The organism is Actinoplanes sp. NPDC023714, assembly GCF_040639855.1.
Classification (GTDB): domain Bacteria; phylum Actinomycetota; class Actinomycetes; order Mycobacteriales; family Micromonosporaceae; genus Actinoplanes.
Genome location: NZ_JBFAAR010000001.1, coordinates 137,438 through 164,179, shown reverse-complemented (window position 1 = coordinate 164,179; position 26,742 = coordinate 137,438). Strand labels below are relative to the sequence as shown.

Genomic DNA, 26,742 nt, shown 5'->3' with positions numbered 1-26,742 from the left:
GTGTCGCCAATCAGACACCGAGTGCCTACTTTCAGTTACCATGAGGTGCCCAGCTTGAGTGCTGCACACCACGTGTACCGCCACTCGGAGCGGGAATGGAAGTTGGGTACCAGAGGTTTCACCGGACGAAAGCGATTCCCGCAGACGGAGGCATCATGGCGACGGTTGCGCTCACCGCAGCGAACTTCGACGAGGTCACCGGCAAGGACGGCATCGTCCTGGTCGACTTCTGGGCCAGCTGGTGCGGGCCCTGCGTCCGCTTCGCACCGACCTACGAGCGATCCTCGGAGAAGCACCCGGACATCACGTTCGGAAAGGTCGACACCGAGGCCGAGCAGGCTCTCGCCGCGAAGTTCGACATCCGCTCCATCCCGACGATCATGGCCGTCCGCGACGGTGTCGTGGTTTTCGCCCAGCCGGGCGCACTCCCCGAGTCCGCGCTGGAGAGCCTGATCGAGAAGGTCGAGCAGCTGGACATGGACGAGGTGCGCGAGCAGATGGCCGCCCACCGCAAGGCCGCGCACGCCGACGCCGCCAAGGCGGAGGAGACCGCGGCCGCCGGCCGCAGCTGACCCAGCGAGACGAGACCCGCGGACCGGTTCGGTCCGCGGGTTTTTTCGTACGACTTTCCGAACACCCGTTCGAGCAAGGTCATGGACTTCGGGTCGAACGTGTGTTCGAATACCTGTCATGCGATGGTCCCACCTGTCTTCCCGGGAGGGGGTTGTGCCGGCGGCCCCTCCCCTGCCGCTGGCGCTTCCCGACGCCACCGTCCGCACCTTCGACACCCCGGGGTTCGCCGGGATGACGTTCTACGAGGTCCGGGCGAAATCGCTGATCAACCGGGTGCCGGGGCAGTCCCGGGTGCCGTTCGAGTGGACGGTCAACCCCTATCGCGGCTGCTCGCACGCCTGCACGTACTGCCTGGCCGGGGATACGCCCATCCTGCTCGCCGACGGCTCCGCCCGGCCCCTCGCCGAGATCCGCCCCGGCGACGCCGTGATGGGCACGATGGGCGCCGGCCCGCACCGACGCTACGTGCCGACCACGGTCCTCGACCACTGGTCCACCAGCAAGCCGGCGTTCCGGGTGACGCTCTCCGACGGCACCCGGCTGGTCGCCAGCGGCGACCACCGCTTCCTCACCGACCGCGGCTGGCGGCACGTCAGCCCGGCCGAGGCGCACCTCCCCGCGCTCGCGGTCGGCGACCTGATGTTCGGGGTGGGCCGGTTCGCCGAGCCGCCCAAGGAGTCCCCCGACTACCGGACCGGCTTCCTCTGCGGCCTGGTCCGCGGCGACGCCTCCGGCGGCGGCACGGCCCGCGAGGGCGACGCCTGGGTCCGCGCCGACGGCTACCTCGACGACATCCCCCTCACCGAGGCGCTGCGCTGGCCGGAGCTGCCGACCGGCGACTGGTACCGCGGGTTCCTGGCCGGCGCGTTCGGCGCAGTCGGGCACACCGAGCGGCTCGCCGTCGTCTTCGCCAGCGACGACCCGGCCTACCTCGACCGCGTCACCGAGGCCCTCTCCCACCTCGGTCTCGCCGCCCGCCGCCCGGTCCGGGCCGGCCGCGGCTCCTCCCGCCGCGCCGCCGCCGTGCTGGACCGGGTCGAGACCGAGCGGCACCTCGAGGCCGCCCTGCGCTTCCGGCACCTCACCGGCGTCTCCTCGGCCCCGCTGGACGCCTCGGGCGTCGGCGTCCGATCCGGCAGGAGCCTCGCCGTGGCCGACATCGAGGACCTCGGGCTCACCCTGCCGCTCTTCGACATCTCCACCGGCACCGGCGACTTCATCGCCGACGGCGTGGTCAGCCACAACTGCTTCGCGCGGAACACCCACAAATACCTCGACCTCGACGCCGGCCACGACTTCGACACCAAGGTCGTGGTGAAGGTGAACGCCGGCGAGCTGATCCGCCGCGAGCTCGCCGACCCGCGCTGGTCCGGCGCGCCGATCGCGATGGGCACGAACGTCGACGTCTACCAGCGCGCCGAGGGCCGGTACCGTCTCATGCCCGAGATCCTGGCGGCGCTGCGCGACCACGCCAACCCGTTCTCGATCCTCACCAAGGGCACGCTGATCCTGCGCGACCTCGACCTGCTCCGGCAGGCCGCCGAGGTGACCCGGGTCGGGCTGGCGTTCTCGGTGGGCTTCGTCGACGAGGAGGTCTGGCGCTCCGCCGAGCCCGGCACGCCCAGCCCCCGCCGCCGCCTCGACGCGGTCCGCCGGCTGACCGACGCGGGCTTCGCGGTGAACGTCCTGATGGCGCCGATCCTGCCCGGCCTCACCGACGGCGAGGAGTCCCTCGACGCGACGGTCGCCGCCATCGCCGCCGCCGGCGCCACCGGCGTCACCCCGCTCCCGCTGCACCTGCGTCCCGGCGCCCGGGAGTGGTACGCGTCCTGGATCGCCCGGGAGCACCCTCATCTGCTGTCGCGCTACCGCGAGCTGTTCGGCAAGGGCTCCTACGCGGTCCGGGGCTATCAGGACGAGATCACCGCCCGCGTACGGATGGCCGCCCGCAGGCACGGGCTGCACCGCTCCGAGGCGGCCGAGGCCCGGATGGTCGCTCCGGCCGAGCCGTCCCGCGGTTCCGTGCAGGCCGACCAGCTGACCCTGCTGTAGGCCGGCTGGCTTTGCTGTGGGCCGGCTGGCTTTGCTGTAGGCCGGCTGGCTTTGCTGTGGGCCGGCTGGTCCAGCGGAAAGGCCGCCGCGCCCCGGACCGGGGGGTCGGGGCGCGGCCGCCGGGCCTCCGGCGTGGCTAGAGTTGATCCCATGCGCAGCGCTCAGCAGATCCTGGCCGAAGCGAACGTGATCGCCGTGGTCGGCGCGTCCCGGGATCCGTTCAAGCCGTCGCACACGGTTCCGTTGCAGATCCTCCAGCACGGCTGGCGGATCATCCCGGTCAACCCGTTCGTCGACGAGGTCTTCGGCGTGCCGACCGTCCCGACCCTGGCCGACCTGCCCGAGCCGGTCGATCTGGTCAACATCTTCCGGCCGGCCCGCGACGCGGTCGAGGTGGTCCGGCAGGCCGTGGCCATCGAGGCGCCGGCGGTCTGGCTGCAGAGCGGCATCGTCTCGGCCGAGGCGCGCCGGATCGCCGAGGAGGCCGGCATCGACTACGTCGAGGACCGCTGCCTCGCCGTCGAGCGAGCCCTAGGCCGGCTGACAAAGCTCAGCTGACCCCACTCCCCCTCCCCGCTTCCCGCAAGGCAGCGCGCGCCGCGAGCCGCGCGAGGCGCCGCGAGCCGCGCGAGGCGCCGCGAGCCGCGCGAGGCGCCGCGAGGGCTGGCGGCGGGCGCGGGCGTCAGCGGAACTGGGCCTCGCGCACGCTGTTGCCGCCGTCCACGACCAGCATCTGGCCGGTGATGTAGGAGGCGGCCGGCGAGCAGAGGAACGCCACGGCCGCGGCCACCTCGTCGGGCGTGCCGGGACGGCCGATCGGCGTACCCAGGCCCTGCTTGATCTCGGTGACCGTCGAGGCGGCCGTGTAGATCGTCCCGGGGGCGACGCAGTTGACGTTCACGCCGTCGGCCACCAGCTCCATGGCGAGCGCCCGGGTGAGGCCCACGACGCCGGCCTTGGCGGCCGCGTAGGCGGCCTCGGTGGGGAGGGCGTTGACCGGGCCGGCCGTGGCCGCCAGGTTGACGATCCGACCCCAGCCCCGCTCCGACATGCCGCCGATGAAGGCGCGGCTGCACAGGAACGCGGTGCTCAGGTTCCGATCGATCTCGGCCTTCCACTCGTCCAGGGTGAGCTGGGCGACCGGCCGCAGGACCTCCGGGCTGGTACGGCTCGCCAGCCCCGCGTTGTTGACCAGCACTTCGACGTCCCCGAGCTGGTCCGCGATCGCGTCGGCGAGGGCACCGACCTCGGCCTCGTCGGTCAGGTCCGCGACGAAACCGGTCACGCCGAGCTCCGAGGCCCGCTCGTGGATCCGCCGGGTCGTCGACACGATCGCGACCCGGGCGCCGAGGTTCCGCAGCCGCCGCGCGGTGGCGTATCCGATGCCGTCCGGGCTGCCGGCGCCGGTGACGAGCGCGACCTTCCCGTCCAGGCGCAGGGTGACCGGCGCTTCGCCGGATTCTTCGATCTCCGCTTCCACGATCTCCATCATGTCGGGCGCTGTCGACCGCTCGGAGCCGGAAGGGCCGGAAACCTCGGAGGAACCGGAGGGTTCGGAACGGGGTGGACGGCCATCTGCGGGGCGGGTGGCGTCACGCCGGGACGGACTGCCCCCGGCGGAACGGGCGTCGAAGACCATGCGAGCGATCCTGCCCGGTACCGCAGGCCGGGGCAAACACCACCACGCGATGAGGGGGAAGCTCACCCACCGGACTCGGGCACCGTCTTGCGCCCGCTGCTCACCGGTGTGACCGGCCCCTCCTCGACGAAGACCAGCGGCGCGGCGGTCCCGTACCGGGCCGGGAGCATGAGGCGGGCCTCGTCGACGTCCCGGGTGCCGACCTCCACGCCCACGCCGTCGTGCCGGCTGCCGACCGTGACGATCCGCACGCCCTGGCCTCCCCAGTAGTGCAGGTCGGCGACCACCCGGTCGTGCCATCCGTCGAGCTCGGCGACGGCGTGCGCGGAGTCGCGGACCAGGATGCAGGCGTCCTCGGCGTTGCGCCTGATGAAGTCGTCGAAGCGGGCCGAGGGCACCCGGTAGACGACGGCCCGGACCCGCTTCTGATCGATCTCGATGCCGGAGTACCGCGCGGCGTGCCGCTCCCGGCCGCCCCGGTCGATCCGCTCCATGGCCGTGGCCAGCGCGGGCGGGGTGATCGGCGTCCGGACGTGGCCGCGGACCGCGTACTTCGGCGCCCGGGCGAACGCGCAGCCCGCGGTCTGCCAGCCGCCGAGCAGCCCGGCACGTTCCGGCCGGTCCGCCGGCTCGGCCACCGAACAGCCGGCCGCGCTCAGGACCAGCACTGCGGCAGCCAGCGCCATCCGCACGCGACGCATCGCATCCCCCTCCGGCCCGATCGCTGGGTGCAACGAGCGGGCCCTCGCCCCTGGTGACGGGCTGGACCCGTACACATGAAAAATCCGGACGAAAGCGGAGAAGGAGGCAAAAGCAGGAAACAACCGTAAAGAGGTCTCAGGACGGCGCCGGCTCCGACTTCCCGGCCCGGGCCGCGCCGAAGATCACGACGGCCACGCCGGCCAGCAGCAGCGCCAGACCCGGCAGCGAGCCCTGCCGCGGCTCCTGGCCGAGCCACCACCAGGCGAGCAGCGCGGCGCCCGGCACCTCGAGCAGGATCAGCACACTCACGGCGGTCGCCGAGGTGTGCTGAAGCGCGTAGTTGAACATCGAGTGCCCGAGCAGCTGGGCGCCGGCCACGAGGGCCAGGATCGCCGCCCAGGTGTGCGCGTCGTATCCGCTGAGTGACGACCCGGACGCGAGGCAGACGACGAGCAGGATCGCGCCGCAGGTGCCGTAGCAGATCCAGGTGTACGTCGTCGTGGACAGCGAGACCCGGGCCCGCTCGCCGAGGGCCGTGTAGACCGCGGCCGCCATGGCACCCAGCAACGCCAGCACGTCGGCGAGCACGGCCTGACCGGAAACGCCGATGTCAGCGCCGGTGGCCCAGGCCGCGCCGGCGACCGCCAGGCCGATGCCGAGCCAGCCCGCCGCGGACGGACGCCGCCCCTGCGCGGCCGCGATCAGCCCCTGCCAGACCGGCTGCGTCGCGACCAGCGCCGTGGCCGTCGCGACCGAACCGAGCTGCACGGCCGGCATCCACGTGGAGAAATGCACGGCCAGGGTGATCCCGGCGAGGACACAGAAGATCCCCTCGCGGCGCAGCGGCCCCCGGATGATCCCGGTCACTTCGGCGCGCTTGGACGTGAGTGCGACAGGAGTGAGTACCGCGGTCGCGAGGGCGTTCCGCCAGAACGCGATCGCGAGGGCGGGCGCCGCGGCGAAAGCGATCAGCGGTCCCGAGGACGAGACGGCGAGCACGGCCACCACCAGCGCAAGCACGGTGGCGGGCGGCGGCAGCACCGCGGAACGGCCCTCGCGGGCATTGGTGACTTGACGCGGTGAGCGCATATTCATCCCCGGCCGTCGGTTCTTGCACAGCCAAAGTGCGCAAGTTGCAGATGTCTATTGGCGGACAGTGACGAAGCGGCTACTGTCACCGACGGCCGTCTGGCCGTTTTCTTCCTTCGATGCCCAGGAGGCCGATTTACATGCCCGCATATCGTGCGGTCGTGTTCGACTTTTTCGGCACCTTGACCCGATCTGTCCAGCGCGGCCCCCAGCACGCGGACATCGCCAGGTCGCTCGGTGCCGACCCGGAAGCCGTCACCGGCGTCCTGAACCGTACGTTCCGTGCACGCGCCTGCGGCAGCCTCGGCTCGGCCGAGGCCACGCTCCGCTGGGTGATCGAGCAGGCGGGAGGCCGGCCACGTCCGGGCGCCATCCGCGCCGCCATGCCGGCCCGGATCGACGCCCTGCGCGCCGACACCCGGCTCCGCGCCGACGCGGTCAGCGCGCTCACCGCCATCCGCGCCCGGGGCGTGCGCACCGCGGTGATCAGTGACTGCACCCACGAACTTCCCGCCTTCCTGCCGGGCCTTCCGGTGGCGCCGCTGCTCGACGCACAGATCTACTCGGTCGAGCTCGGCGTCTGCAAGCCGGATCCCGAGATCTACCTGGCCGCCTGCGACCGGCTCGGGGTGGCGCCCGAGGACTGTCTCTACGTCGGCGACGGCGGCAGCCACGAGCTGACCGGGGCGGCGGCCGTCGGCATGACGCCGGTCAAGCTGGTCGCGCCCGACCTCACGAACCACCTGGTCTTCGACGCCGACACGAATTTCGCGGGCCGCACCGTCCGGTCGCTGTCCGACGTGCTCACCCTGCTGCGGCACACTCCGGCCATGGCTACCTGAGATTTGTACGAGGATGGCGGCCGTCCCGATCCTGGTGACGGCCGTCCCGTGGCGCACCACACCTGCGGCCGCCTTCCGCCGGCGCATCTCGCCGCCGGCACCGGCGTGCCGTCACCCTTCCGCCCACGGCCGCGGTCCGGCGGGACATGACGGTTTCTGGGAGGATGGTCCGGTGACGGCTGGAGTGCTCGACGAGGCGATCAAGAAGGCGGCGATCGCCTGGATCTCGGTCGGCGACGGGCCGGCGTACGCGCTCTGGTGCATGCCGGCCGAGAGCTCGATCCTGGTGGTGAGCGGGCCGGGTGAGCAGTTCGCGCCGGGGCTGGCCGAGGCGGAGCGGGCGACGGTCCGCCTCCGGGGCGACCACGGCGGCCTGATCCTGGTCGTCGACGCCACGGTGTCCCGGCTGACCCCCGGCTCCGACGAGTGGAACGAGCTGGCGCCCCCGCTCGCCACGAAACGCCTGAACGCCTCCGGCACCGCCGACGAGCTGGCCGCGCGCTGGGCCGAGACCGGCTGCGCGATCGTGCGCCTCACCCCGGCGGCCGGCTCGGCGGTCGGCGCACCGGACCTCCCGGCCGAGTCGGCGGCCCAGCCTCCGCGCGAGACGCCGGCCCGGGTGGAGACGCGCCGGCCGTTCCGCCTGCACCGGGTCCGCAAACGCTGAGCGGTAAGCCCGGTCCGCAAAACGCCGAGCGCTGAGCGGTCGGCCCGCTCCACTAACGCCGAACGCTGAGCGGTCGGCCCGCTCCGCAAACGCCGGACGGTCAGCCCACGAACGGCGGGATCGTCATCTCACCTCTGGCGATCGGGCACACGTGGCCGGCCACCGTCGCCGACTTCGCCGCGCCGGCCACGGCCGTGACCGTGCAGTCGAGCAGGGACGGGCGTTTCATCTCGTGGCCCTGGTGGACCCGGTAGGACGAGACCCCGTCGCCCGGCAGCAGACCCGCACCGACCAGCCACACGCCGAGACCGAGGGCCGCCGAACCGGTCGCCGGGTCCTCCCAGACCGCCTCGCCGGGCACGAACACCCGGGCGTGGGCCTCGCGCGTCTCCGGCGACCAGGCGAAGACGCACACCCCGGTCTCGGCCGTCAGATCGAATCGGACCCGCGACAGCGCTTCCCGCCGTACCGGAAGAAACGCCCAGGCCAGCCCGCACCCAGCGGAACGTGGGGCAGCAGGCCCGGCATGATCCGAGGCCGTCAGGCCGAGGACCTCGAGCAGCCGATCGGGCGGAAGCGGATCACCCAGGGTGGGCTCGCCCCCGGTCAGCGTGGCCGAGCCCGCGGCGGTCACCTCGATCGGCAGCAGGCCCGCGCCGCACTCCTGCACGACCCGGCCGGCCGGGAAGACACCCCGGCGCATCAGGGTCACCGCGGCGCCGACCGAGGGATGGCCGGCGAAGGGCAGCTCGGTCTCGGTCGTGAAGATGCGCACGCGGTAGGTTGCGTCCGCGGACCGCGGGGGAAGTACGAAGATCGTCTCGGCCAGATTGAACTCGCGTGCGATGGTTTGCATCTGGTCGGTGGCGAGACTCGCGGCGTCGAAGACCACGGCGAGCGGATTGCCCGCGAAGGGCCGGTCGGTGAACACGTCGACGATCTCGTACGCCACGGTGGACATGTCCGGACCCTAACCTAATCTGAGGGTGTGACCATGGGGACGAGGGTTTATCTGGCCCGCCTCGCCGGATTGCCGGTGTTCGACCCCAACGGCGACCGGGTCGGCCGGGTGCGGGACGCGGTCGTGCGGCTGCGGACCACGAACCGGCCGCCGCAGATCGTCGGGCTGGTCGCCGAGATGGCGCTGCGCCGCCGGATCTTCCTGCCGATCGGGCGGGTCACCAGCATGGACGCCGAGTCGGTCGTGCTCAGCACCGGCACCCTCAACCTGCGCCGGTTCGAGAAGCGGCCGAACGAGCTGCTCGCCCTGGAGGACCTGCTCGACCGGCGGGTCACCGTGGTGCCGGAGCACGGCGAGGGCGCCGACCACGTCGGGATCGTCGTCGACATCGCGATGGAGCCGCACCGGAGCACCGAGTGGCTGGTCACCCGGGTGGCGGTCCGCGAGCACACCGGACGGCTGGCCCGGCGCGGGCACGTCTTCCAGGCCGACTACGGCCGGGTCCGGGGCCTGATCGGGCCGACCGACACGCAGGGCACGTCGAACCTGCTGGCGCTGCTCGACCAGATGCGCCCCGCCGACATGGCGAACGCCCTCCAGGACCTGCCGGACGCCCGCCGCAACGAGGTGGCCGCCGCCCTGAGCGACCGCAAGCTGGCCGACGTGCTCGAGGAGCTGCCCGAGCACGACCAGGTGGAGATCCTGGCCCGGCTCGACCGGGAACGCGCCGCCGACGTGCTCGAGCGGATGGACCCGGACGACGCCGCCGACCTGCTCGCCGAGCTGCCGAAGGCCGAGCAGATGGTGCTGCTCGACCTGATGGAGCCGGAGGAGGCCGCCCCGGTCCGGCAGCTGATGAACTACCGCCCCGGCACCGCGGGCAGCGTGATGACCTCCGAGCCGGTGATCCTCACCCCGGACACCACCGTCGCCGAGGCGCTGGCCCGGATCCGCGAGCCGGAACTCTCCCCGGTGATCGCGGCGCAGGTGTTCGTGGCCCGGGCGCCGAGCGCCACGCCCACCGGGAAGTACCTCGGCATGGTCCACTTCCAGAAGCTGCTCCGGGAACCGCCCGCGTCGATCGTGGGCGGGCTCGTCGACAGCGGGATCGAGCCGCTGAAGACCGAGACCGGGCTGCTCGAGATCACCCGGCGGATGGCGACCTACGACCTGATCGCGATGCCCGTTGTCGACTCGGTCCACCGGCTGCTCGGGGCGGTCACCGTCGACGACGTGCTGGACCACTCGCTGCCCCGCGACTGGCGTGACCGGGACGCCCAGGATGACTCCTCGGAGGTCGCCGAATGAGCGAGCAACGCCGGGACCGTCTGGACCAGCCTCGCGAGCCGGGGCGGGTCAACCTGCCGAAATTCGACCCGGAGGCGTTCGGCCGCTGGTCGGAGGGGATCGCCCGGTACATGGGGACGGCGAAGTTCATCGTCTACATGACGGTGGTGATCGCCGCCTGGTTCGCCTGGAACACGCTCGCGCCGGAACATCTGCGCTTCGACCCGTACACATTCACGTTCTTGACCTTGATCTTGTCGCTCCAGGCCTCGTATGCCGCTCCGCTGATCCTGCTGGCCCAGAACCGCCAGTCCGACCGCGACCGCCTGTCGATGGAGGAGGACCGGCGGCGGGCCGCGCTGCAGAAGGCGGACACCGAGTACCTCACCCGCGAGATCGCGGCGCTGCGGATCGCGCTCGGCGAGGTGGCGACCCGCGACTTCCTCCGCAACGAGCTCACCCGGCTCGCCGATGAACTGGACGAAGCTGCCCTGCGACGTGAGAAAAGGGCGCGCGTCGAGTGGGAGGAAGAGCACCCGTGACGCCGACGTAGCATGGCATATATGTCCGCACCTGCATCGACGCTCGAGGACGCCATTCAGGCCGCACTGGCGACCGTGGACGACCCCGAGATCCGCCGCCCGATCACCGACCTCGGAATGGTCTCCGGCTTCACCGTCAGCGACGGCCTCGTGAAGGTCGATCTGCTGCTCACCGTCGCCGGCTGCCCCCTACGGGACAAGCTGAACAACGACATCACCGCCGCGGTCACCGCGATCCCCGGCATCGATCGGGTCGAGATCAACTTCGGCGTGATGAACGAGGAGCAGCGCAAGGCGCTCCAGACCACGCTGCGCGGCGGAGGCGAGTCGGCGGAACCGGTCATCCCGTTCGCCCAGCCCGGCTCCCGGACCCGCGTCTACGCCGTGGCGAGCGGCAAGGGCGGCGTCGGCAAGTCGAGCGTCACCGTGAACCTCGCGGCCGCCCTCGCGAAGCGTGGCCTCTCGGTCGGCGTCATCGACGCGGACATCTACGGCCACTCGGTGCCGCGGATGCTCGGCGTCGAGGGGCGGCCCACCCGGGTCGAGGAAATGATCATGCCGCCGCAGTCGCACGGCGTGAAGGTCATCTCGATCGGCATGTTCACGGCCGGCAACGCCGCCGTGGTGTGGCGCGGCCCGATGCTGCACCGCGCGCTCCAGCAGTTCCTCGCCGACGTCTACTGGGGCGACCTCGACGTGCTCCTGCTCGACCTGCCGCCGGGCACCGGTGACGTGGCGATCTCGCTGGCCCAGCTGCTGCCGAACGCCGAGATCCTGGTCGTCACGACCCCGCAGATGGCCGCGGCCGAGGTGGCCGAGCGGGCCGGCGCGATCGCGCTGCAGACCCACCAGCGCCTCGTCGGCGTGGTCGAGAACATGTCGTGGCTGGAGCTGCCGGACGGCTCGCGCATGGAGGTCTTCGGCGCGGGCGGCGGCGAGACCGTCGCCGAGTCGCTCACCAAGACCGTCGGCGCCCGGGTCCCGCTGCTCGGTCAGATCCCGCTCGACACCCGGGTCCGCGAGGCCGGCGACGCCGGCAACCCGATCGTGCTGGCCGACCCGTCAGCGCCGGCCGCGAAGGCGCTCGACGGCGTCGCCGACAAGCTGGCGATCCGCCGGGAATCCCTGGTCGGCAAGCCGCTGAGCCTCTCGGTGACCACCAAGCGCTAGCGATTGCCGCGGAGCGAAGCGTCGCCGGTCAGCTCAGGTGGCGTCGAGGTCGTAACGCTGCGCCGGTCGGGGGCTCTCGACCGGCGCTGCCGTCTCCGGCGCCCTGTTCTTGAAGTCGGCGGCCTTCGCCACGTCGGAGATCTCCGACTTGACCCCGTTGAGGTCCTGCTTCACGTCGTCGAACAGCGTCTGCAGCGGCTTCCGGATGGCCTGCTCGTCGTCCTCGCTCAGCAGGTGCTTACGGATGAACGCCTTCGGGTGCAGGTCTTCGAGCTGGATGTCGGTGCCGAGCTCACGGCTCAGGTCGGTGGTCGCGTTCTGCGCCATCGACCGCAGGCCACGCAGCATCCGCAGGCCGTCGCCGATCACCTTGGGGAGTCGTTCCCCGAAGATCAGCAGCGCGAGCATCAGCAGCGCGCCGATCTCCCACCAGTTCAGATTCTCGAACACAGCTCGGCCTCCCAGGCGGTCCCGCGCTTCAGCCTACGCACGACGGCTGTGAGTTGGCAGTCCGCCCGCCTGTCAGTTGGTGTCCGCGGCCAATGTCACGGAGGCCGACGCGTTCTTGGTGCCGCGGCGGTAGTCCACCGCCACCACCGAGCCCGGCGCGTACTTCCGGACCAGCGCGATCAGGTCGGTGCCGTCCTCCAGCACGTGGCCGTCGATCCGGGTGAGGACGTCGCCGCTCTTCAGCCCGGCCGCGGCCGCCGGACCGGCCGGCTCGACCGAGCGGAGCCGCGCGCCGCCCGCCGTCTCCCCGGTCACCACCTCGGCGCCGATCACCGTCCGGCGGGCCTTGCCGGTGTCGATGATGTCGGTCGCGACCCGCTTGGCCTGGTTGATCGGGATGGCGAAGGCGAGGCCGATGTTGCCCGCCTCGGTGTCCGTCGAGCCGACCGAGCGGATCACCGAGTTGACCCCGATGACCTGGCCGGCCGCGTTGACCAGCGGGCCGCCGGAGTTCCCCTGGTTGACCGCGGCGTCGGTCTGGATGGCCGCGTAGTAGCGGGTGGCGCCGCCGGCCTCGCCCGCCTCGATCGGCCGGTCGAGGGCGCTCACGATGCCGGACGTCACCGTGTTGACGAGTGCGAGCGGCGAACCGAACGCGAGCACCGGGTCACCGACCGCGATCGTCTCGGAGTCACCGAGCTCCACCGGGGTGAGCCCGGACTTTGCGACTTTGATCACTGCGATGTCGGACTCGGGGTCACGGCCGACCACCCGGGCCGAGGCCGTCGTGCCGTCGCTGAACGACACCGACAAGGTGTCGCCGGCGCCCTCCACCACGTGGTCGTTGGTGATCACATAACCGTCGTCGGAGACCACGAACCCGGAGCCGATCGCCCCGGTGACGCGGACCGTCACGACGCTCGGCAGCACCCGCTCGGCCACGCCGGCGAGCGTCTCGGGCGCCCGCTGCAGCGACTCCGGAGCCGGCTGGGCGGTCGCGCCGATCTGGGTGCCGCCGTTCGTCACATAGCCGCCGCGGACCGCGAACAGGAACCCCAGCGTGCCGCCGAGACCACCGGCCAGCAGCGCGGTGACCAGGCAGATCGCGAGAATCGGGGCGAGCGGCCGGCGGGGCGCGTCGGGGTCGGGGACGACCTCGGGCTGCGGGATCTCACCGGCCGGTGGGGTGGCGACGTGCACGGCGGTCGGCGCCCACGGATCACGCCACGGGTCGGCCGTGGCGTCGGACCACCACGGCCCCGAAGGATCGGACGTCCCAGCGGGCCCCGGCACAGGGTTGCCCGGTGGCCGGCGCCAGTTCCAGCCGTCGGTCACTTCGGTGCCTCCACTCTCGGTACGCCCGGCTCCGCGCATCCAGGATGACACGGAATCCTCGGGTACCACCTTCCCACCGATTCCCGCCCCGGGCGCCATGGGGCGTTTATCCATCGACGGCGCAGTGCATCACCGGTCAGCATCGCTCTACTCTCTTATCCGATGTGCGTGCTTGCACCACACTGCCGCCCGGAGGTTCGTCATCATCGGTCCCGCTCGTTCATTCGGTCAGCCGGCGCCGCAATCGACGCCGTTCGCCGAGACCTACGCCGTCGAGGACCCGGTCCAGCAGACCGCGCGCGCCCTGGCGCACGAGCTCGGCCTGCCCTGCGTCTCGCCCGGCGCGGGCTCGGTGCTGCGCCTTCTGGCTGCCGCGGGCAACGCCAAGGCGGTGGTCGAGATCGGCACGGGTACGGGGGTCAGCGGCGTCTGGCTGCTCCGCGGAATGCGCCCCGACGGCGTCCTCACCACGATCGACGTCGAGCACGAGCACCAGCGGATCGCCCGCCGCGTCTTCCAGGAGGCCGGCTTCGCCCCCTCCCGTACCCGGATCATCAGCGGCCGCGCCCTCGACGTCCTCCCCCGCCTCGCCGACGGCGCCTACGACCTGATCTTCGTGGACGCCGACACCACCGAGTTCGCGGCCTGCACCGAGGCCGCCCTGCGCCTGCTCCGCCCGGGCGGGGTCCTGATCGTGAACGGTGCACACGCCGGGGGCCGGATCAGCGACCCGTCAGCCCGCGACGTCGACACGCTGACAGTGCGGGAGACCGTGAAGGCCATCCGCGAGTCGGAGGACTGGATCCCGGCCGTCATCCCGTCGGGGGCGGGGTTGCTCACCGCGGTCAAGCGCTGAGCGCCTTCGCCGGCCGTTGCTCCCCGCCGGCTGTCGCTTCCCCGCCGGCTGCACCGCATGGCTGTTGAGAGCGCTCCCCCACAGCCCTGAGCGACAGCCGGCAGCCGTGAGCGACAGCCGGGCCCGCCGGCTGCACCGCATTGCTCTTGAGAGCGCTCCCCGACAGCCATGAGCGACAGCCAGGCCCGCCAGCTGCACCGCATGGCTCTTGAGAGCGCTCCCCGGCAGCCATGAGCGACAGCCGGGCCCGCCGGCTGCACCACACGGCTCTTGAGAGCGCTCCCCGACAGCCCTGAGCGACAGCCGGCAGCCGTGAGTGACAGCCGACAGCCATCAGCGAGAGCCGTGAGCGACAGCCGGGGCCGCCGCCCGCTAGCGGGAGTTCAGGAGAGGGCGGCGAGGTAGCGGAGCAGCGTCCGAGCTCCCCACCCCGTGGCCCCCTTGGTCAGGTCCAGATCGTCGGACTCCGACCAGCTGGGCGCCGACATGTCGAGGTGGGCCCATCGCGCCTCGCCGAAGAAGTCGCGCAGGAAGAGGGCCGCCATCACCGAGCCCGGGCCCGCCGGCGCGCTGACGCGGTCGGCGATGTCGCTGCGCAGGTTGTCCGCGTAGTCGTCGGCCAGGGGCAGGCGCCACATCTTCTCGCCCGCGGCCTCGCCGGCCGCGGTGAGGGCGGCGGCCAGTTCGTCGTCGGGGCTGTACAGGGCCGCGGTGCGTTTGCCGAGCGCGACCGCGTTGGCGCCGGTCAGGGTCGCGAGGTTGAGGACGAGGTCGGGGCGGAGTTGTTCGGCGGCGTACGCCAGGGCGTCGGCGAGCACGATCCGGCCCTCGGCGTCGGAGTTCAGGTTCTCGCTGGTGGTGCCGTCGTAGTGGGTGATCACGTCGCCGGGGCGGAACGCGGAGCCGCTGACGGCGTTCTCGGCGAGCGGCGCCAGGGCGGTCACCCGGATCGGCAGGCCGAGGTCGGCGACGCCGAGGGTGGCGGCCACGACGGCCGCGGCGCCGCCCATGTCCTTCTTCATCAGCTTCATGCCGTCGCGCGGCTTGATCGAGATGCCGCCGGTGTCGAACGTGATGCCCTTGCCGACCAGCACCACGTGCGTGGTGGCGCCTTCGGGCTGCCAGGAGAGCTCGACGAACCGGGGTGGCGACACCGAGCCGCCGCCGACCGCGAGCAGGCCTCCGAAGCGCGCGAGCTCGTCACCGGCGCGGACCGTCACGGTCAGGCCGGGCCGGCTCTCGGTCTCGGCCACGATCCGGTCGGCGAACCAGGCGGGATTCTTCACCGAGGACGGCGTGTTCGTCAGGTCGCGGGCGAGCCATGCGGCTCCGGCGGTGACCTCGGCAAGAGCAAGACTTCCGGCGTACGCGGCGGGGTTGCTCGCAATGAGCCGCACCTCCCCGGACCGGGCGGCCTCGGGGGCGTCACGATAGCGGTAGCCGCCCAGCCAGAGTCCCTCCGCGAGGCCGCGCAGCGACGTCTCGCCGATCCCCGCCGGAAGATGCACCTCGAGGATCTCGTCGCCGGCCGCCTCCCGGATCACCGCGGCGCCCGCCGCCCGCCAGCCCGCCTCATCGCCGGAGCCCGATCCGGCGAACGCGCCGGAACCCGATCCGGCGAGCACGGAACCTGTTCCGACGAGCAGCACCCGGGACGGCCGATTCACCGGACGCGGCAGCGCCGTGACATGGCCCGCCCGGCCGGCGTCGCCGGTCTGCTCGATCAGCGCGCGGATCTCGGCGTCCAGCTCACCGAGGTGCGGAGGACCGTCCGGACCCACCGGGACCACCCACGTGGTCGACTTGTCGGAGAGCTCGGTCAAGCGGATTGCGAACACGGGAGGATGACCTTTCCCTAAGACGTGGAAAGCCCGCCGGTACGGGCGGTACCGTACCGGCGGGCTCGCGTGAAACGTCAGCCGGCGATCGACTTCAACGCGTCACCCAGCGCGTTGGCCTCGTCCGGAGTCATCTCAACGACGAGACGGCCACCACCTTCCAGCGGGACGCGCATGACGATGCCACGACCCTCTTTGGTGACCTCCAGCGGACCATCGCCCGTCCGCGGCTTCATCGCCGCCATCTTGTCTCCCCTCAGACCTACGTCAGGGTCGGTGGGTTGCCCCACAGCCACTTGCTCCTGGAATGCCAGCAGCCACGTCATGTAGTCCAGCCCCACGCGACGCGGTGCTCGTTTCCGACCGGCGGCCCGCCCGGGCCGTTTTCACGTCTTCACGCGTTGCGACCCACCGTGCCGATCAAACATTTTCCCTGATGAACACCGGCGAACCCAAACCCAGCCCAGGCGGATGTGACAGCGTCTAGCATATCCCCTTTCGGGCTGTCACAATGTGCGGTCATGCAGGCGCGGTCCGCACTCTTCGACCTGTACGGCGACTACCTGCGCGCTCGTGGCTCCCGAGCCCCGGTCGCGGCCCTCGTGCGGCTGCTGGCTCCGCTCGACATCGCGGCTCCCGCGGTCCGCACCGCTGTGTCGCGAATGGTGCGACAAGGCTGGCTTCATCCGCTCCGTCTGGCTTCCGGACCGGGCTATCTGCTCACTCCGAAGGCCGCCCGGCGGCTCGACGAGGCCTCGAGCCGGGTGTACCGAACCGGTCGCGGCGGCTGGGACGGCCGTTTCGACATGGTGCTGCTGCACGAGCCGCCGCTCGCCCGCAAGGACGCCGCCCGGCTCGCCTATCTCGGCTACGGGCCGCTCAGCGACCAGGTCTGGGTGGCGCCCCGGGCGTCCGACGAGCTGGACGCGGCGCTGACCGAGGCCGGGGCCGGGTACGAACGATTCAGCGCCAGCCACACGGCGGGCACCGACATCGTGGGGCGGGCGTGGGATCTCGGCCGGATCGGGCGCTCGTACGAGGACTTCGTGGAGACGTTGCGCCCCGTGGTGAAGGCCGTCACACCTCGTAGCTCCGACGAGGAGGCGTACGCCGCGCGATTCCGGCTCGTGCACGCCTGGCGCTCGTTCCTCTTCCAGGATCCGCAACTTCCGGCATCGCTGCTGCCCGCGGGCTGGCCCGGTGTCCGGGCCGCCGGGTTCTTCGACAAGCACGCGCTGCGCCTGCGGCCGGCCGCCGACCGGTACGTCGAACGCTGCCTGCACGCGGCCACCCGTGGTGAGCGTGTGGGATTCTCGAAGCCATGACAGACGTGCTCCTCATCGACCGCACCGAAGCGGTCGTGACCCTCACCCTGAACCGCCCCGAGGCGATGAACTCCTTCACCGTCGACCTCAAGGAGGCGCTCCGGGACACCCTCGCCCAGCTGGAGAGCGACCGGTCCTGCCGCGCCATCGTGCTGGCCGGCGCGGGCGGCGCGTTCTGCGGCGGTCAGGACCTCAAGGAGCACGCGGCCCTGCTGGAGGCCGGGTCGACCGACCTCAACACGGTCCAGGTGCACTACAACCCGATCGCGCAGCGCCTTGCGAACATGCCGAAGCCGGTCGTCGCGGCGGTCCGCGGCATGGCCGCCGGCGCGGGCGCGTCGCTGGCCCTGCTCGCCGACTTCCGGATCGGCGGCCCGTCGACGAGGTTCCTGATGGCGTTCGCCAACGTCGGCCTGGCCGGCGACAGCGGCATCTCCTGGTCGCTGCCCCGGATCGTCGGCCACGCCAAGGCCGTCGAGCTGCTGCTGCTGGCCCAGCCGGTGAAGTCCGAGGAGGCCGCCCGGATCGGCATGCTCACGCGGCTGGAGCAGGACGACGAGCAGGTGCTGCCGGTCGCCCAGGAGCTCGCGGCGCGGCTCGCCGCCGGCCCGACCGTGGCGTACGGGGCGATCAAGCGGGAGCTCTCCATCGGCGACGCCGGCACGCTCTCCGACGCGCTCGCGGCCGAGGCCCAGGCCCAGTCGATCTGCGGCGGCACCGAGGACCACCGGAACGCGGTCAGCTCGTTCCTGAACAAGCAGAAACCGGTCTACAACGGCCGGTGACCGGTTCTCCGGAGGCCCCCGGGGCCTCCGGAGAGATCAGTCCTCGTCCTCTTCCTCGGGATCCTGGTTCGCCTCGGCGCCCAGCACGAAGGCCTGCATCGCGAGCTCGTCGCCGGACGGCCAGACGTACGTCGGCAGTTCCTGCGGGCCCAGCTCGGCGACGTGCGACCAGAACTGCCGCACCGCCTCGGCCGGCGTCGCCGCCTCGATCGGCATCGCCACGCTCACCAGCCATGCCTGCTTGTCGGCCGGGGGCGAGAGCCGGCCGGCCAGCCGCTGGAAGAGCTCCTCGCCGATCCGCGAGACCGGGCCGGAGGCCGCCAGGTCGCCGGCCGGGACCGGCTCGTCGAAGGCCCGCCGCAGGTAGCCGAGCACCAGGTCGCCGCCGTCCGACTTCTCCACCCGGGCCAGCGCCACGACGTGCTCCTCGGCGACCAGCAGCACCTCGTCGCCGGCTGAGGCTTCGGTCGGGCCGCTCGGCACCGTCACGACATCGTGCTGGAACAACCGCTCGGTCGCCCACTGCTCGTCCGGGATGATCACTGACCACTGCGCCATGGGTTCATCTCATCACGCGGCGGTTCAGGCGGTGAGCGGTGGGACCCAACAGCCTGCCAGGTGGTCGTCCACCATGCCGGTGGCCTGCATCAACGCGTACGCGGTGGTGGGTCCGACGAATTTGAAGCCGCGCTTCTTGAGGTCCTTGGCGAGCGCCGTGGACTCGGCGGTGACGGCCGGGACCCCGGCGCGGGTGGCCGGGCGGGGGCGGGCCGCCGGCGCGAACGACCAGAGCAGGGCGGAGAGGCCGTCCGGCAGGTCCGCGGCGACCCTCGCGTTGTGCAGCGCGGCGTCGACCTTCATCCGGTTGCGGACGATGCCGGCGTCGGCCATGAGCCGGGCCGCGTCGGCCTCGCCGTAGGCCGCCACCTTCTCGATCGAGAAGCCGTCGAAGGCGGCCCGGAACGCGGGCCGCTTGCGCAGGATGGTGATCCACGCGAGCCCGGACTGGAAGGCCTCCAGGGTGAGCCGCTCGAAGAGCGCGTCGTCGCCGTGCAGGGGCTGTCCCCACTCGGTGTCGTGGTAGGCCGCGTAGTCGGGGGTGCTGCCGCCCCAGAAGCAGCGGGCCCGGCCGTCCTCGCCCACTACCAGATCCGTCATATCTGGCCCTGCTCGACGAGCCGGCCGAACTTCTTCAGCGCGCCGGTGAAGCCGATCTTGGAGCCGGGCCAGAGCACCGGCCAGGCGATCTTGCCGACCGGGCCGGCCGGGAGGTGGAACCACTCGTGCAGGACGACCTGGGTACGGTCGCCGGACATCGCGGTGCAGCGCATCGAGCCGGGGCCGCGCAGCACCTTGCCGCAGTGCACGACGCGCACCTCGAACGGCGCGTTGACCTTCACCACCCGCAGCTCGTCCCGGATCACCGCGGGCCCGAGCGCGGTGACCGCCTCGACCAGGCTGCCCTCGCCGCCGTCGCCCTCGACCACCCGGACCCTGGTGAACGGGATCCAGGCGGACTGCTTCTCCCAGTCCATGAACGCCGAGAACACCCGGGTCGCGGGCGCGTTGACGATGACCGTGGCGGTGAACTCGCCGATCCCGGGCCGGGCCGCGCCGCCCAGTCCTGGGCCCTCCTCCTGACCGGTCATCGGCTCCCCGCCGGATCCTCGTCGTCCTTCTTCACGGAGGAGCTCACGGCGGGCTCCGCGGCCTTCGCGACGGGATCCGCGGCCTCGTGGCCGTGCGGCGGCAGGCCGGCGACCTCGTCGATCGGGTCGTCGCTGCTGATCAGGTCGGTGTGCGGCGCGGTGGCGCCGTCGGCCGGGGTTTCGGGCGCGGCCGGGGCGGCCGAGGCCTCGCGCGCCTTGCGCAGCGCGTCGGCGTCCTCGAGGCGGCCCTCGCGGAGCGCGGCCACCTCGGCCTCGAGCACCCCGATCAGCTCGCCCTTGTAGCCGATGTCGTAGGCGGCGCGCTGGAGCGCCTGGTCGACCTGGTTCATCCGGTAGCCGCGGACCACGGTGTCGAACCGGGTGGCGGAGATGTCGGCCTCGCCGAGTGGCCGGTCGCTGGGGAGCGGAACCGCACGCCCGTCGGGCTCGACCGGAGTCAGCCCGGAGTCGCCCCCGCTCAGCAGAACGGTCACGCCGAAGACGATCGTCGCGACCACGAGCGCCACGACGATGAAGAGCAGAAGCTGACCCATGCGCACGATGTTGACATGTCGGCTTTCCGGTGGCGAGCCCGCCACCCGGTCGGGATCGTCAGGTCCAGCTCAGGATGCGCTTCCGCCATGCATAGAGGATCCCCAGCGCGAGCACCGCGACGAACACGCCCATCTCGGCGATGGCCGGACCGCTGAACTCCGGGCGGTCGAAGATGACGGCCCAGGGAAAGAGAAATACGGCTTCCACCGCGAAAAGGACATAAAGGTACGCGTAGACGTAGTACCTGATCTGCGCCTGGGCCCAGTCGCCGCCGACCGGGTCGATGCCGCTCTCGTACGAGATCCGCTTGCCGTGCGGCTCCGCCGGATTCGCCGGTCGCAACAGCCTGTTGGCCCCGAACGCGGCCACGAACAGGAGGACTCCGGCGGCCAGGATGAGTCCGAGGATCGCGTACGAACCGAGATATCCGTCCACGAATGGGGAGCCTAACCGACCAGCCGCCACGAATTACGTGCCGCATGGTGGACATTGCTGGCTGGGTTGTTGACCACACCGCTACCGTGGGCAACGGTCCGCAGCCGCTTCGTAAGGAGCGGCGACGTAGTCTGGAAGTGACGATTTGCGGGCCGGCTCATCGACAGTCTTAAGCCGCTGGTCCGCGTCTTACGGAGGTTGAACGTGGCCGCTCCCGCCAAGCGAGTCGAGCAGCTGGACCGAGTCATCATCCGGTTCGCCGGCGACTCCGGTGATGGAATGCAGCTCACCGGTGACCGGTTCACTTCGGAGACCGCCCAGCTCGGCAACGACATCTCGACCCTGCCCAACTTTCCCGCCGAGATCCGCGCGCCGGCCGGCACGCTCCCCGGCGTCTCCAGCTTTCAGGTGCACTTCGCCGACTACGACATCCTGACCCCCGGTGACGCGCCGAACGTGCTCGTCGCCATGAACCCGGCCGCCCTCAAGGCCAACCTCTCCGACCTGCCGCCCGGCGCCGACATCATCGTGAACACCGACGAGTTCACGAAGCGGAACCTCGCCAAGGTCGGCTACCCGGCGAGCCCGCTCGAGGACGGCTCGCTCGAGGACTACGCGGTTCACCCGGTCGCGCTCACCTCGATGACGATCGGCGCCCTGGCCGAGTCCGGGGTCTCGAAGAAGGACGCCGAGCGGGCCAAGAACATGTTCGCCCTCGGCCTGCTCAGCTGGATGTACTCGCGCCCCTTCGAGTCGACGCTGCGGTTCCTGGAGCGCAAGTTCGCGAAGCGCCCCGACCTGGTCGCGGCGAACAAGACAGCCTTCCAGGCCGGCTGGAACTACGGCGAGACCACCGAGGCCTTCTCGGTGCGCTACGAGGTGAAGCCGGCCAGGATGCGCCCGGGCACCTACAAGAACATCACCGGCAACCAGGCGCTCGCCCTCGGCCTGGTGGCCTCGGCGGTCCGGTCGAAGCTGCCGCTCTTCCTCGGCGCCTACCCGATCACCCCGGCCTCCGACATCCTGCACGAGCTCTCCAAGCACAAGCGGTTCGGCATCACCACGGTGCAGGCCGAGGACGAGATCGCGGCGATCGGCGCGGCCCTCGGCGCGTCCTACGGCGGCGCGCTCGGCGTGACCACCACGTCCGGTCCCGGCGTGGCGCTCAAGAGCGAGACCATCTCGCTCGCGATCGCGCTGGAGCTGCCGCTGGTGATCGTCGACGTGCAGCGGGCCGGCCCGTCGACCGGCATGCCGACCAAGACCGAGCAGGCCGACCTCAACATGGCCCTGTTCGGCAGGCACGGCGAGGCGCCGCTCGCGGTGATCGCGCCGAAGTCCCCGTCGGACTGCTTCCACGCGGCGCTGGAGGCGGCCCGGATCGCGCTGACCTACCGGACCCCGGTCATCCTGCTCTCCGACAACTACGTGGCGAACGGCTCCGAGCCGTGGCTGCTGCCGGCCGTCGAGGATCTGCCCGACCTGTCCGTCGAGTTCGCGACGACGCCGAACGCCGAGGACGGCAAGTTCCTGCCCTACCTGCGCGATCCGGAGACGCTGGCCCGACCATGGGCGATCCCGGGCACGCCGGGGCTCGAGCACCGGATCGGCGGCCTGGAGAAGGCCGACCGGACCGGGGACATCTCCTACGACCCGGCCAACCACGAGCACATGGTCCGGATCCGTCAGCAGCGGATCGACGCCATCCCCGTCCCGGACGTCGACGTCGAAGACCCGGAGGAGAACGCGCGGGTCCTCGTACTCGGCTGGGGTTCGACCTATGGCCCCATCGGGGCCGCCTGCCGCGCGCTGCGCCAGCGCGGCCTGCCGATCGCGCAGGCGCATCTGCGGCATCTCGCGCCGCTGCCGGCCAATCTGGGTGAAGTGCTTGCGGCGTACGACAAAGTGGTCGTCCCGGAGATGAACCTCGGTCAGCTGGCCTCGGTGATCAGGGCGAGATACCTGGTCGACGCCGTTCCGTTCAACCAGATCAGCGGCCTTCCGTTCACCGCCGCCACGCTGGAGAGCATGCTGGAGGACGTGGTCAAGAATGGCTAGCCCGACGATCCCTCTCAAGCTGACCGCCAAGGACTTCAAGTCCGACCAGGAGGTGCGCTGGTGCCCGGGCTGCGGTGACTACGCGATCCTGGCCGCCGTGCAGGGCTTCATGCCGGAGCTCGGCATCCCCCGGGAGAACATCGTGTTCGTCTCCGGGATCGGCTGCTCCTCCCGCTTCCCGTACTACATGAACACCTACGGGATGCACTCCATCCACGGGCGGGCGCCGGCGATCGCGACAGGGCTGTCCACCTCCCGCCCGGACCTGAGCGTCTGGGTGGTCACCGGTGACGGCGACGCGCTCTCGATCGGCGGCAACCACCTGATCCACGCGCTGCGCCGCAACGTGAACCTGAAGATCCTGCTCTTCAACAACCGGATCTACGGCCTCACCAAGGGGCAGTACTCCCCGACCTCGGAGATCGGCAAGATCACCAAGTCGACGCCGGCCGGGTCGGCGGACTCGCCGTTCAACCCGCTCTCGCTCGCCCTCGGCGCGGAGGCCACGTTCGTCGCCCGGACCATCGACTCGGACCGCAAGCACCTCCAGTCGGTGCTGCGGGCCGCCGCCGAGCACGAGGGCTCCGCGTTCGTGGAGATCTACCAGAACTGCAACATCTTCAACGACGGCGCCTTCGACCTGATCAAGGACGCGTCGTCACGCGACGAGCACCTGATCCGGCTCGAGCAGGGCCGGCCGATCACCTTCGGGGCCGGCGACCGGTTCTCGGTGGTCCACCCGGAGGGCAGCTTCGGCCTGAAGGTGCAGGAGGGCGGCAACGCCATCGTGCACGACGCCACGGTGGACGACCCGGCCTACGCGTTCGCGCTGTCCCGGCTCTCCGGATCCGAGCTGACCACCACCCCGATCGGCGTCTTCCGGAACGTGCAGCGGCCGTCCTACGACGAGATCGTGCGCAAGCAGGTGCTCGACGCGCGGGCGCAGTCCTCCGGGACGGCCGAGGAGATGCTGAGCAACCTGCTCAACAGCGGCGACACCTGGACGATCATCTAGCCCGACTTCGTGGTCGAGGATGCGCGCGTACTCCGGTACGCGCGCATCTTCGCTCTGCTGCCGCAGATGCTCATCGTGCACCAGCGGCTCCGGCCGCCCGGGCTGCGGTCGTAGTAGACCCAGCGGCAGCTGTGCGCGCCGCACGCCTTGAGCCGCGGCCAGGTTCCCGCCGCCACCGCGGCCAGCACGCCCGCCGCGATGCAGGCGGTGAGCGCCGGGATGCCGTCCAGGCCGGGCGCCGGCGCGGCGCGGGCCCGGCCGCCGGCGTCCACCGTGAGCCGGAGCGCGGCCCGGGCCAGTTCGGCGTCGAGCACGCCGAGCGACGCCGCCGGGACGTCCACGCCGGTGTGCGCCTCGCAGACGTCCCGCAGCGCCTCCCGGAGCCGGATCGCGGCCGGCACGTCGGCCTCGTCGAAGGCCAGCCGGCCCAGGTCGTGGGCCACCGCGAACGCGGTGAGATCCCGGGCGCTCGCCAGCGTCTCCCGGCCCGCCTCGATGTCGATCGAGTTGGCGAAGTCCTGGAGCAGCGCGAGCTCGGGCGGTGCCGGGGATCGGTCGCCTGGTTGCCGCATGGATAGAAGTTACCGCTCTGGGTAGCCCATTCGGTAACCGTTACCGGATGGAGGGTCCATGGAGGTAACAATTCGGAACCGCGACTTCGGATTCTTCTGGGCCGGGCACACCATCTCGGCGCTCGGCACCCACGTGACCGCCGTGGCGCTGCCGCTGCTCGCCACCCTCGTGCTCGGGGCGGGAGCGAGCGGGGTCGCCGCCGTCGCCACCGCGAGCTACCTGCCCAACGTCCTGTTGCCACTGCTCGCCGGGCACTGGCTGGAGCAGCGGCGGCGCAGGCCCGTCATGATCGGGGCGGACCTGCTGAGGGCGGCGGCCCTCGCCACGGTGCCCACGGCGTACCTCATGGGGGTCTTGACCGTCCCCCTGCTCGTGGTGATCGCCTTCGTGGTGGGGGCGCTCGGCGTGGTCTTCGACATCGGTGGCTTCGCCTACGTGCCCACGCTCGTCGGCGAGAAGGACTTGCCCGCGGCGAACCGGGCCGTGCAGGGCTCGACCACCGCCGCCCAGGTGGCCGGGCCCGGGATCGCCGGGCTGCTGACCCAGGTGGCCGGGCCTGCGCTCGCGGTGCTCGTGGACGCGGTCAGCTACCTCGGCAGCGCGCTCGGGGTGGCCGCCGCCCGCCGTCCCGAACCGCGGCCGCCCGCGCCGGAGAAGGGCACCGGGATCCTCACCGGACTCCGGATCGTGGCCGCCGACCCCTACCTCCGGGCGCTCACCGCGCACGCGTCGATCTACAACGCCGCGTCCCAGATCGTCACCGTGAACCTCGTGGTCCACCTGGTGACCGAGCGCGGCCTGAGCGCCGGCATGTTCGGGCTCGCCCTGACCGCGAGCGGCGCCGGCGCCTTCGCCGGGACGATGCTCGCGCTGCGGACGGCCGCACGCTGGGGGTACGGGCGGGCGTTCGCCGCCGCGCTGGCCCTCTCCACCGGCGTTCCGCTCGTCATCGCGTTCCTGCCCGGCGAGGGCGCGCTGCTGGCCGGCTCGCTGGCCGCCGTGCAGTTCGTCAGCGGCATCGGGCTGGGCGCCGCGAACGTCCTCTCCGTGACGCTGCGCCAGGTGATCGCGCCGCGCGGGTCGCTGGCCCGGACGAACGGCGGCTACCGCACCCTGATCTTCGGCGTGCTGCCGGTCGGCAGCGCCCTCGGCGGCGTCCTCGGCCAGGCGCTGGGCAGCCGCGCCGGCGTGGCGATCGGCGCGGCGGGGCTGGCGCTGTCGTCGCTGCCGATGCTGACCCGCCGGATGCGGCGTCTGAAGAGTCCTCAGACCGTGATGCCGCTCGGCACGCCCTCGTCGTCGCGGATGTAGACCAGCAGGTCGCCGGTCTCGATGGTGACCGCCTGCTCGCCGCCGAGCGGCAGCACCTTGCCCCTGCGGATCAGGGCGACAACCAGCGTGGGCAGCTCGCGCGGATTGCGGCCCACCTCGGCCCGCTCCGCCGAGCGCATCGCCAGCGCCATGCCCTGGCCCGGGGTGAGCAGGTCCTCCACCACGTCGATCAGCGGCGGCGCCGTGGTGGTCAGGCCGAGGAGCCGGCCGGCCGTCGAGGACGACACGATCACGTGGTGGGCACCGCTCTGCTTCAGCAGGGCCGCGTTCTCCTGCTCGCGGACCGCCGCGATGATCCGGACCTGGCCGGCCGTGAGCTGGCGGACGGTCAGCGTGATCAGCACCGAGGCCTCGTCGCGGTCGGTCGCGATGATGACCGACTTGCAGTTCTTCACGTCGGCCTCGTTCAGCACCACCGACCGGGTCGCGTCCCCCTCGATCACCACGAAGCCGCTCGCCTGCGCCTGCCGTACGCCCGCCTCGCGGTTCTCCACGATCACGATGCGCGCCTTGTCGTACCCCGTCTCCAGCAGCGCGGCGACCGCGGCCCGGCCCTTCGTGCCGTAGCCGCAGATGATGATGTGGTCCTTCAACTTTCGCCTCCACCGGCTGACCCGCAGGCCCTTCCGGTACTGGTCGGTCAGCACCTCCAGAGTGGTGCCGACCAGGATGATCAGGAAGAGGACCCGGGCGGGGGTGATGAACAGGACGTTCACCAGCCGGGCACTCGGGGAAACCGGGGTGATGTCGCCGTAACCGGTGGTGGAGAGCGTGACCACCGCGTAGTAGGCGCAGTCGAGGAGGGTCAGGCCGTCCTCGTTGACGTCGCGGTAGCCCTCGCGGTCGATATAGATGATCGCCACGGTGACCACGACGAGGGCGAATGCCATCGCCAAGCGGGCCGCCAGGGCCTTCAGCGGTCCCTGTCGGACCTGCGGTAGATGAATCATGGAACCGCCTGCACGGACTCACCCTAACGGTCAAGCTGGAGATCACACCCGTAGGGACGTTA

29 protein-coding genes are annotated in these 26,742 nt (G+C 71.6%); 14 read left to right on the top strand and 15 right to left on the bottom strand.

The features are described 5' to 3' along the window. Positions 1-155: 155 nt before the first annotated feature. The 3 genes from trxA to AB0G10_RS00840 all read left to right on the top strand — a co-directional run bounded on the left by trxA (position 156) and on the right by AB0G10_RS00840 (position 3,183). Positions 156-572 carry a thioredoxin gene (gene trxA, locus AB0G10_RS00850; RefSeq protein WP_360914470.1) on the top strand — a complete coding sequence of 139 codons (417 nt, stop codon included), beginning with the start codon at positions 156-158 and terminating at the stop codon, positions 570-572. A gap of 118 nt (positions 573-690) precedes the next feature. Further along, a complete protein-coding gene (locus AB0G10_RS00845; protein ID WP_360914467.1) occupies positions 691-2,625 on the top strand; it encodes an intein-containing Rv2578c family radical SAM protein in 1,935 nt (644 codons plus the stop codon). A gap of 150 nt (positions 2,626-2,775) precedes the next feature. Further along, positions 2,776-3,183, top strand: coding sequence for a CoA-binding protein (locus tag AB0G10_RS00840; protein ID WP_360914465.1), 408 nt, complete (start codon positions 2,776-2,778; stop codon positions 3,181-3,183). A gap of 124 nt (positions 3,184-3,307) precedes the next feature. On the opposite strand, the gene AB0G10_RS00835 is transcribed toward AB0G10_RS00840, so the two are convergent. The 3 genes from AB0G10_RS00835 to AB0G10_RS00825 form a co-directional block, all read right to left on the bottom strand. Further along, positions 3,308-4,264: an SDR family NAD(P)-dependent oxidoreductase gene (locus AB0G10_RS00835; RefSeq protein ID WP_360914462.1), complete on the bottom strand. Its 957-nt coding sequence runs from the start codon at positions 4,262-4,264 to the stop codon at positions 3,308-3,310. Between the two features lie 62 nt (positions 4,265-4,326). Further along, positions 4,327-4,965: a hypothetical protein gene (locus AB0G10_RS00830; protein ID WP_360914459.1), complete on the bottom strand. Its 639-nt coding sequence runs from the start codon at positions 4,963-4,965 to the stop codon at positions 4,327-4,329. A 136-nt stretch (positions 4,966-5,101) separates the two neighbouring features. Beyond that, complete coding sequence (locus AB0G10_RS00825) at positions 5,102-6,055, bottom strand: DMT family transporter (protein ID WP_360914456.1); 954 nt, start codon at positions 6,053-6,055, stop codon at positions 5,102-5,104. Between the two features lie 140 nt (positions 6,056-6,195). On the opposite strand from AB0G10_RS00825, the gene AB0G10_RS00820 reads away from it, so the two are divergent. Together AB0G10_RS00820 and AB0G10_RS00815 are read left to right on the top strand one after the other, a co-directional pair. Further along, positions 6,196-6,897 (top strand): HAD family hydrolase, encoded by a 702-nt coding sequence (locus AB0G10_RS00820; protein WP_360914453.1) that lies wholly within the window; start codon positions 6,196-6,198, stop codon positions 6,895-6,897. Positions 6,898-7,069: 172 nt separating this feature from the next. After that, the gene (locus AB0G10_RS00815) at positions 7,070-7,564 is read left to right on the top strand and encodes a hypothetical protein (protein WP_360914450.1); all 495 of its coding nucleotides are present in this window, start codon (positions 7,070-7,072) and stop codon (positions 7,562-7,564) included. Positions 7,565-7,664: 100 nt separating this feature from the next. On the opposite strand, the gene AB0G10_RS00810 is transcribed toward AB0G10_RS00815, so the two are convergent. Next, positions 7,665-8,525, bottom strand: coding sequence for a PhzF family phenazine biosynthesis protein (locus AB0G10_RS00810; RefSeq protein ID WP_360914447.1), 861 nt, complete (start codon positions 8,523-8,525; stop codon positions 7,665-7,667). Between the two features lie 27 nt (positions 8,526-8,552). Between AB0G10_RS00810 and AB0G10_RS00805 the strand changes: the two genes are divergently transcribed. Genes AB0G10_RS00805 through AB0G10_RS00795 form a run of 3 tightly spaced genes read left to right on the top strand, consistent with a single transcriptional unit; the run spans position 8,553 to position 11,524 of the window. Next, on the top strand, positions 8,553-9,833 hold the full coding sequence (locus AB0G10_RS00805; RefSeq protein WP_360914444.1) for a CBS domain-containing protein: 1,281 nt from the start codon (positions 8,553-8,555) through the stop codon (positions 9,831-9,833). Continuing rightward, complete coding sequence (locus AB0G10_RS00800; RefSeq protein ID WP_360914441.1) at positions 9,830-10,354, top strand: DUF1003 domain-containing protein; 525 nt, start codon at positions 9,830-9,832, stop codon at positions 10,352-10,354. Before AB0G10_RS00805 ends, AB0G10_RS00800 begins: the two co-directional genes overlap by 4 nt. A 21-nt stretch (positions 10,355-10,375) precedes the next feature. Next, positions 10,376-11,524 carry a P-loop NTPase gene (locus tag AB0G10_RS00795; protein WP_360914438.1) on the top strand — a complete coding sequence of 383 codons (1,149 nt, stop codon included), beginning with the start codon at positions 10,376-10,378 and terminating at the stop codon, positions 11,522-11,524. Positions 11,525-11,557: 33 nt separating this feature from the next. Here the strand turns inward: AB0G10_RS00795 and AB0G10_RS00790 are convergent, their stop codons facing one another. Both AB0G10_RS00790 and AB0G10_RS00785 read right to left on the bottom strand, forming a co-directional pair. Continuing rightward, positions 11,558-11,974, bottom strand: a complete 417-nt coding sequence (locus AB0G10_RS00790) for a preprotein translocase subunit TatB (protein ID WP_360914435.1) — start codon at positions 11,972-11,974, stop codon at positions 11,558-11,560. Positions 11,975-12,046: 72 nt separating this feature from the next. Continuing rightward, positions 12,047-13,309 (bottom strand): trypsin-like peptidase domain-containing protein, encoded by a 1,263-nt coding sequence (locus AB0G10_RS00785; RefSeq protein ID WP_360914433.1) that lies wholly within the window; start codon positions 13,307-13,309, stop codon positions 12,047-12,049. A 304-nt stretch (positions 13,310-13,613) separates the two neighbouring features. On the opposite strand from AB0G10_RS00785, the gene AB0G10_RS00780 reads away from it, so the two are divergent. Continuing rightward, complete coding sequence (locus tag AB0G10_RS00780) at positions 13,614-14,165, top strand: O-methyltransferase (RefSeq protein ID WP_360917910.1); 552 nt, start codon at positions 13,614-13,616, stop codon at positions 14,163-14,165. Positions 14,166-14,548: 383 nt separating this feature from the next. Here the strand turns inward: AB0G10_RS00780 and AB0G10_RS00775 are convergent, their stop codons facing one another. Together AB0G10_RS00775 and AB0G10_RS00770 are read right to left on the bottom strand one after the other, a co-directional pair. Beyond that, positions 14,549-16,003, bottom strand: coding sequence for a leucyl aminopeptidase family protein (locus tag AB0G10_RS00775; protein WP_360914430.1), 1,455 nt, complete (start codon positions 16,001-16,003; stop codon positions 14,549-14,551). Between the two features lie 77 nt (positions 16,004-16,080). After that, entirely contained in the window at positions 16,081-16,248 is a 168-nt protein-coding gene (locus AB0G10_RS00770; RefSeq protein ID WP_014447667.1) for a DUF3117 domain-containing protein, read from the bottom strand. Between the two features lie 276 nt (positions 16,249-16,524). Between AB0G10_RS00770 and AB0G10_RS00765 the strand changes: the two genes are divergently transcribed. Both AB0G10_RS00765 and AB0G10_RS00760 read left to right on the top strand, forming a co-directional pair. Then, positions 16,525-17,328, top strand: coding sequence for a PaaX family transcriptional regulator C-terminal domain-containing protein (locus AB0G10_RS00765; RefSeq protein ID WP_360914427.1), 804 nt, complete (start codon positions 16,525-16,527; stop codon positions 17,326-17,328). After that, the gene (locus AB0G10_RS00760) at positions 17,325-18,113 is read left to right on the top strand and encodes an enoyl-CoA hydratase-related protein (RefSeq protein WP_360914424.1); all 789 of its coding nucleotides are present in this window, start codon (positions 17,325-17,327) and stop codon (positions 18,111-18,113) included. The genes AB0G10_RS00765 and AB0G10_RS00760 overlap by 4 nt, the downstream gene beginning before the upstream one ends. A gap of 36 nt (positions 18,114-18,149) precedes the next feature. Here AB0G10_RS00760 and AB0G10_RS00755 read toward each other — a convergent pair whose 3' ends face one another. From AB0G10_RS00755 to ndhC, 5 genes are read right to left on the bottom strand one after another with little or no spacing between them, the layout of a single operon-like run. Further along, entirely contained in the window at positions 18,150-18,671 is a 522-nt protein-coding gene (locus tag AB0G10_RS00755; protein WP_360914421.1) for a hypothetical protein, read from the bottom strand. 24 nt (positions 18,672-18,695) lie between these two features. Further along, on the bottom strand, positions 18,696-19,271 hold the full coding sequence (locus AB0G10_RS00750) for a DNA-3-methyladenine glycosylase I (protein WP_360914418.1): 576 nt from the start codon (positions 19,269-19,271) through the stop codon (positions 18,696-18,698). Next, positions 19,268-19,762 carry an SRPBCC family protein gene (locus AB0G10_RS00745; RefSeq protein WP_360914415.1) on the bottom strand — a complete coding sequence of 165 codons (495 nt, stop codon included), beginning with the start codon at positions 19,760-19,762 and terminating at the stop codon, positions 19,268-19,270. The genes AB0G10_RS00750 and AB0G10_RS00745 overlap by 4 nt, the downstream gene beginning before the upstream one ends. Further along, positions 19,759-20,316, bottom strand: coding sequence for a DivIVA domain-containing protein (locus AB0G10_RS00740; RefSeq protein ID WP_360914412.1), 558 nt, complete (start codon positions 20,314-20,316; stop codon positions 19,759-19,761). Before AB0G10_RS00740 ends, AB0G10_RS00745 begins: the two co-directional genes overlap by 4 nt. Before the next feature lie 58 nt (positions 20,317-20,374). After that, complete coding sequence (gene ndhC / locus AB0G10_RS00735) at positions 20,375-20,752, bottom strand: NADH-quinone oxidoreductase subunit A (protein ID WP_360914409.1); 378 nt, start codon at positions 20,750-20,752, stop codon at positions 20,375-20,377. A gap of 204 nt (positions 20,753-20,956) precedes the next feature. Between ndhC and AB0G10_RS00730 the strand changes: the two genes are divergently transcribed. Then, positions 20,957-22,810 (top strand): 2-oxoacid:acceptor oxidoreductase subunit alpha, encoded by a 1,854-nt coding sequence (locus AB0G10_RS00730; protein WP_360914406.1) that lies wholly within the window; start codon positions 20,957-20,959, stop codon positions 22,808-22,810. Further along, positions 22,803-23,825 carry a 2-oxoacid:ferredoxin oxidoreductase subunit beta gene (locus AB0G10_RS00725; RefSeq protein WP_360914403.1) on the top strand — a complete coding sequence of 341 codons (1,023 nt, stop codon included), beginning with the start codon at positions 22,803-22,805 and terminating at the stop codon, positions 23,823-23,825. Before AB0G10_RS00730 ends, AB0G10_RS00725 begins: the two co-directional genes overlap by 8 nt. Here the strand turns inward: AB0G10_RS00725 and AB0G10_RS00720 are convergent. Then, positions 23,822-24,397 carry a CGNR zinc finger domain-containing protein gene (locus AB0G10_RS00720; protein WP_360914400.1) on the bottom strand — a complete coding sequence of 192 codons (576 nt, stop codon included), beginning with the start codon at positions 24,395-24,397 and terminating at the stop codon, positions 23,822-23,824. The two genes, AB0G10_RS00725 and AB0G10_RS00720, sit on opposite strands and share 4 nt — an antisense overlap. Positions 24,398-24,455: 58 nt before the next feature. On the opposite strand from AB0G10_RS00720, the gene AB0G10_RS00715 reads away from it, so the two are divergent. After that, entirely contained in the window at positions 24,456-25,709 is a 1,254-nt protein-coding gene (locus tag AB0G10_RS00715; protein ID WP_360914397.1) for an MFS transporter, read from the top strand. Here AB0G10_RS00715 and AB0G10_RS00710 read toward each other — a convergent pair. Further along, positions 25,664-26,680, bottom strand: a complete 1,017-nt coding sequence (locus AB0G10_RS00710) for a potassium channel family protein (protein WP_360914394.1) — start codon at positions 26,678-26,680, stop codon at positions 25,664-25,666. The genes AB0G10_RS00715 and AB0G10_RS00710 overlap by 46 nt on opposite strands. Positions 26,681-26,742: the final 62 nt, after the last annotated feature.

Excerpts from the sequence above, each read along its gene's own strand:
- trxA (WP_360914470.1), top strand. The coding sequence starts at position 156 with ATGGCGACGGTTGCGCTCACCGCAGCGAACTTCGACGAGGTCACCGGC.
- AB0G10_RS00845 (WP_360914467.1), top strand. The coding sequence starts at position 691 with ATGCGATGGTCCCACCTGTCTTCCCGGGAGGGGGTTGTGCCGGCGGCC.
- AB0G10_RS00840 (WP_360914465.1), top strand. The coding sequence starts at position 2,776 with ATGCGCAGCGCTCAGCAGATCCTGGCCGAAGCGAACGTGATCGCCGTG.
- AB0G10_RS00835 (WP_360914462.1), bottom strand. The coding sequence starts at position 4,264 with ATGGTCTTCGACGCCCGTTCCGCCGGGGGCAGTCCGTCCCGGCGTGAC.
- AB0G10_RS00830 (WP_360914459.1), bottom strand. The coding sequence starts at position 4,965 with ATGCGTCGCGTGCGGATGGCGCTGGCTGCCGCAGTGCTGGTCCTGAGC.
- AB0G10_RS00825 (WP_360914456.1), bottom strand. The coding sequence starts at position 6,055 with ATGCGCTCACCGCGTCAAGTCACCAATGCCCGCGAGGGCCGTTCCGCG.
- AB0G10_RS00820 (WP_360914453.1), top strand. The coding sequence starts at position 6,196 with ATGCCCGCATATCGTGCGGTCGTGTTCGACTTTTTCGGCACCTTGACC.
- AB0G10_RS00810 (WP_360914447.1), bottom strand. The coding sequence starts at position 8,525 with ATGTCCACCGTGGCGTACGAGATCGTCGACGTGTTCACCGACCGGCCC.
- AB0G10_RS00800 (WP_360914441.1), top strand. The coding sequence starts at position 9,830 with ATGAGCGAGCAACGCCGGGACCGTCTGGACCAGCCTCGCGAGCCGGGG.
- AB0G10_RS00795 (WP_360914438.1), top strand. The coding sequence starts at position 10,376 with ATGTCCGCACCTGCATCGACGCTCGAGGACGCCATTCAGGCCGCACTG.
- AB0G10_RS00770 (WP_014447667.1), bottom strand. The coding sequence starts at position 16,248 with ATGGCGGCGATGAAGCCGCGGACGGGCGATGGTCCGCTGGAGGTCACC.
- AB0G10_RS00765 (WP_360914427.1), top strand. The coding sequence starts at position 16,525 with ATGCAGGCGCGGTCCGCACTCTTCGACCTGTACGGCGACTACCTGCGC.
- AB0G10_RS00760 (WP_360914424.1), top strand. The coding sequence starts at position 17,325 with ATGACAGACGTGCTCCTCATCGACCGCACCGAAGCGGTCGTGACCCTC.
- AB0G10_RS00755 (WP_360914421.1), bottom strand. The coding sequence starts at position 18,671 with ATGGCGCAGTGGTCAGTGATCATCCCGGACGAGCAGTGGGCGACCGAG.
- AB0G10_RS00750 (WP_360914418.1), bottom strand. The coding sequence starts at position 19,271 with ATGACGGATCTGGTAGTGGGCGAGGACGGCCGGGCCCGCTGCTTCTGG.
- AB0G10_RS00745 (WP_360914415.1), bottom strand. The coding sequence starts at position 19,762 with ATGACCGGTCAGGAGGAGGGCCCAGGACTGGGCGGCGCGGCCCGGCCC.
- AB0G10_RS00740 (WP_360914412.1), bottom strand. The coding sequence starts at position 20,316 with ATGGGTCAGCTTCTGCTCTTCATCGTCGTGGCGCTCGTGGTCGCGACG.
- AB0G10_RS00725 (WP_360914403.1), top strand. The coding sequence starts at position 22,803 with ATGGCTAGCCCGACGATCCCTCTCAAGCTGACCGCCAAGGACTTCAAG.
- AB0G10_RS00720 (WP_360914400.1), bottom strand. The coding sequence starts at position 24,397 with ATGCGGCAACCAGGCGACCGATCCCCGGCACCGCCCGAGCTCGCGCTG.
- AB0G10_RS00715 (WP_360914397.1), top strand. The coding sequence starts at position 24,456 with ATGGAGGTAACAATTCGGAACCGCGACTTCGGATTCTTCTGGGCCGGG.
- AB0G10_RS00710 (WP_360914394.1), bottom strand. The coding sequence starts at position 26,680 with ATGATTCATCTACCGCAGGTCCGACAGGGACCGCTGAAGGCCCTGGCG.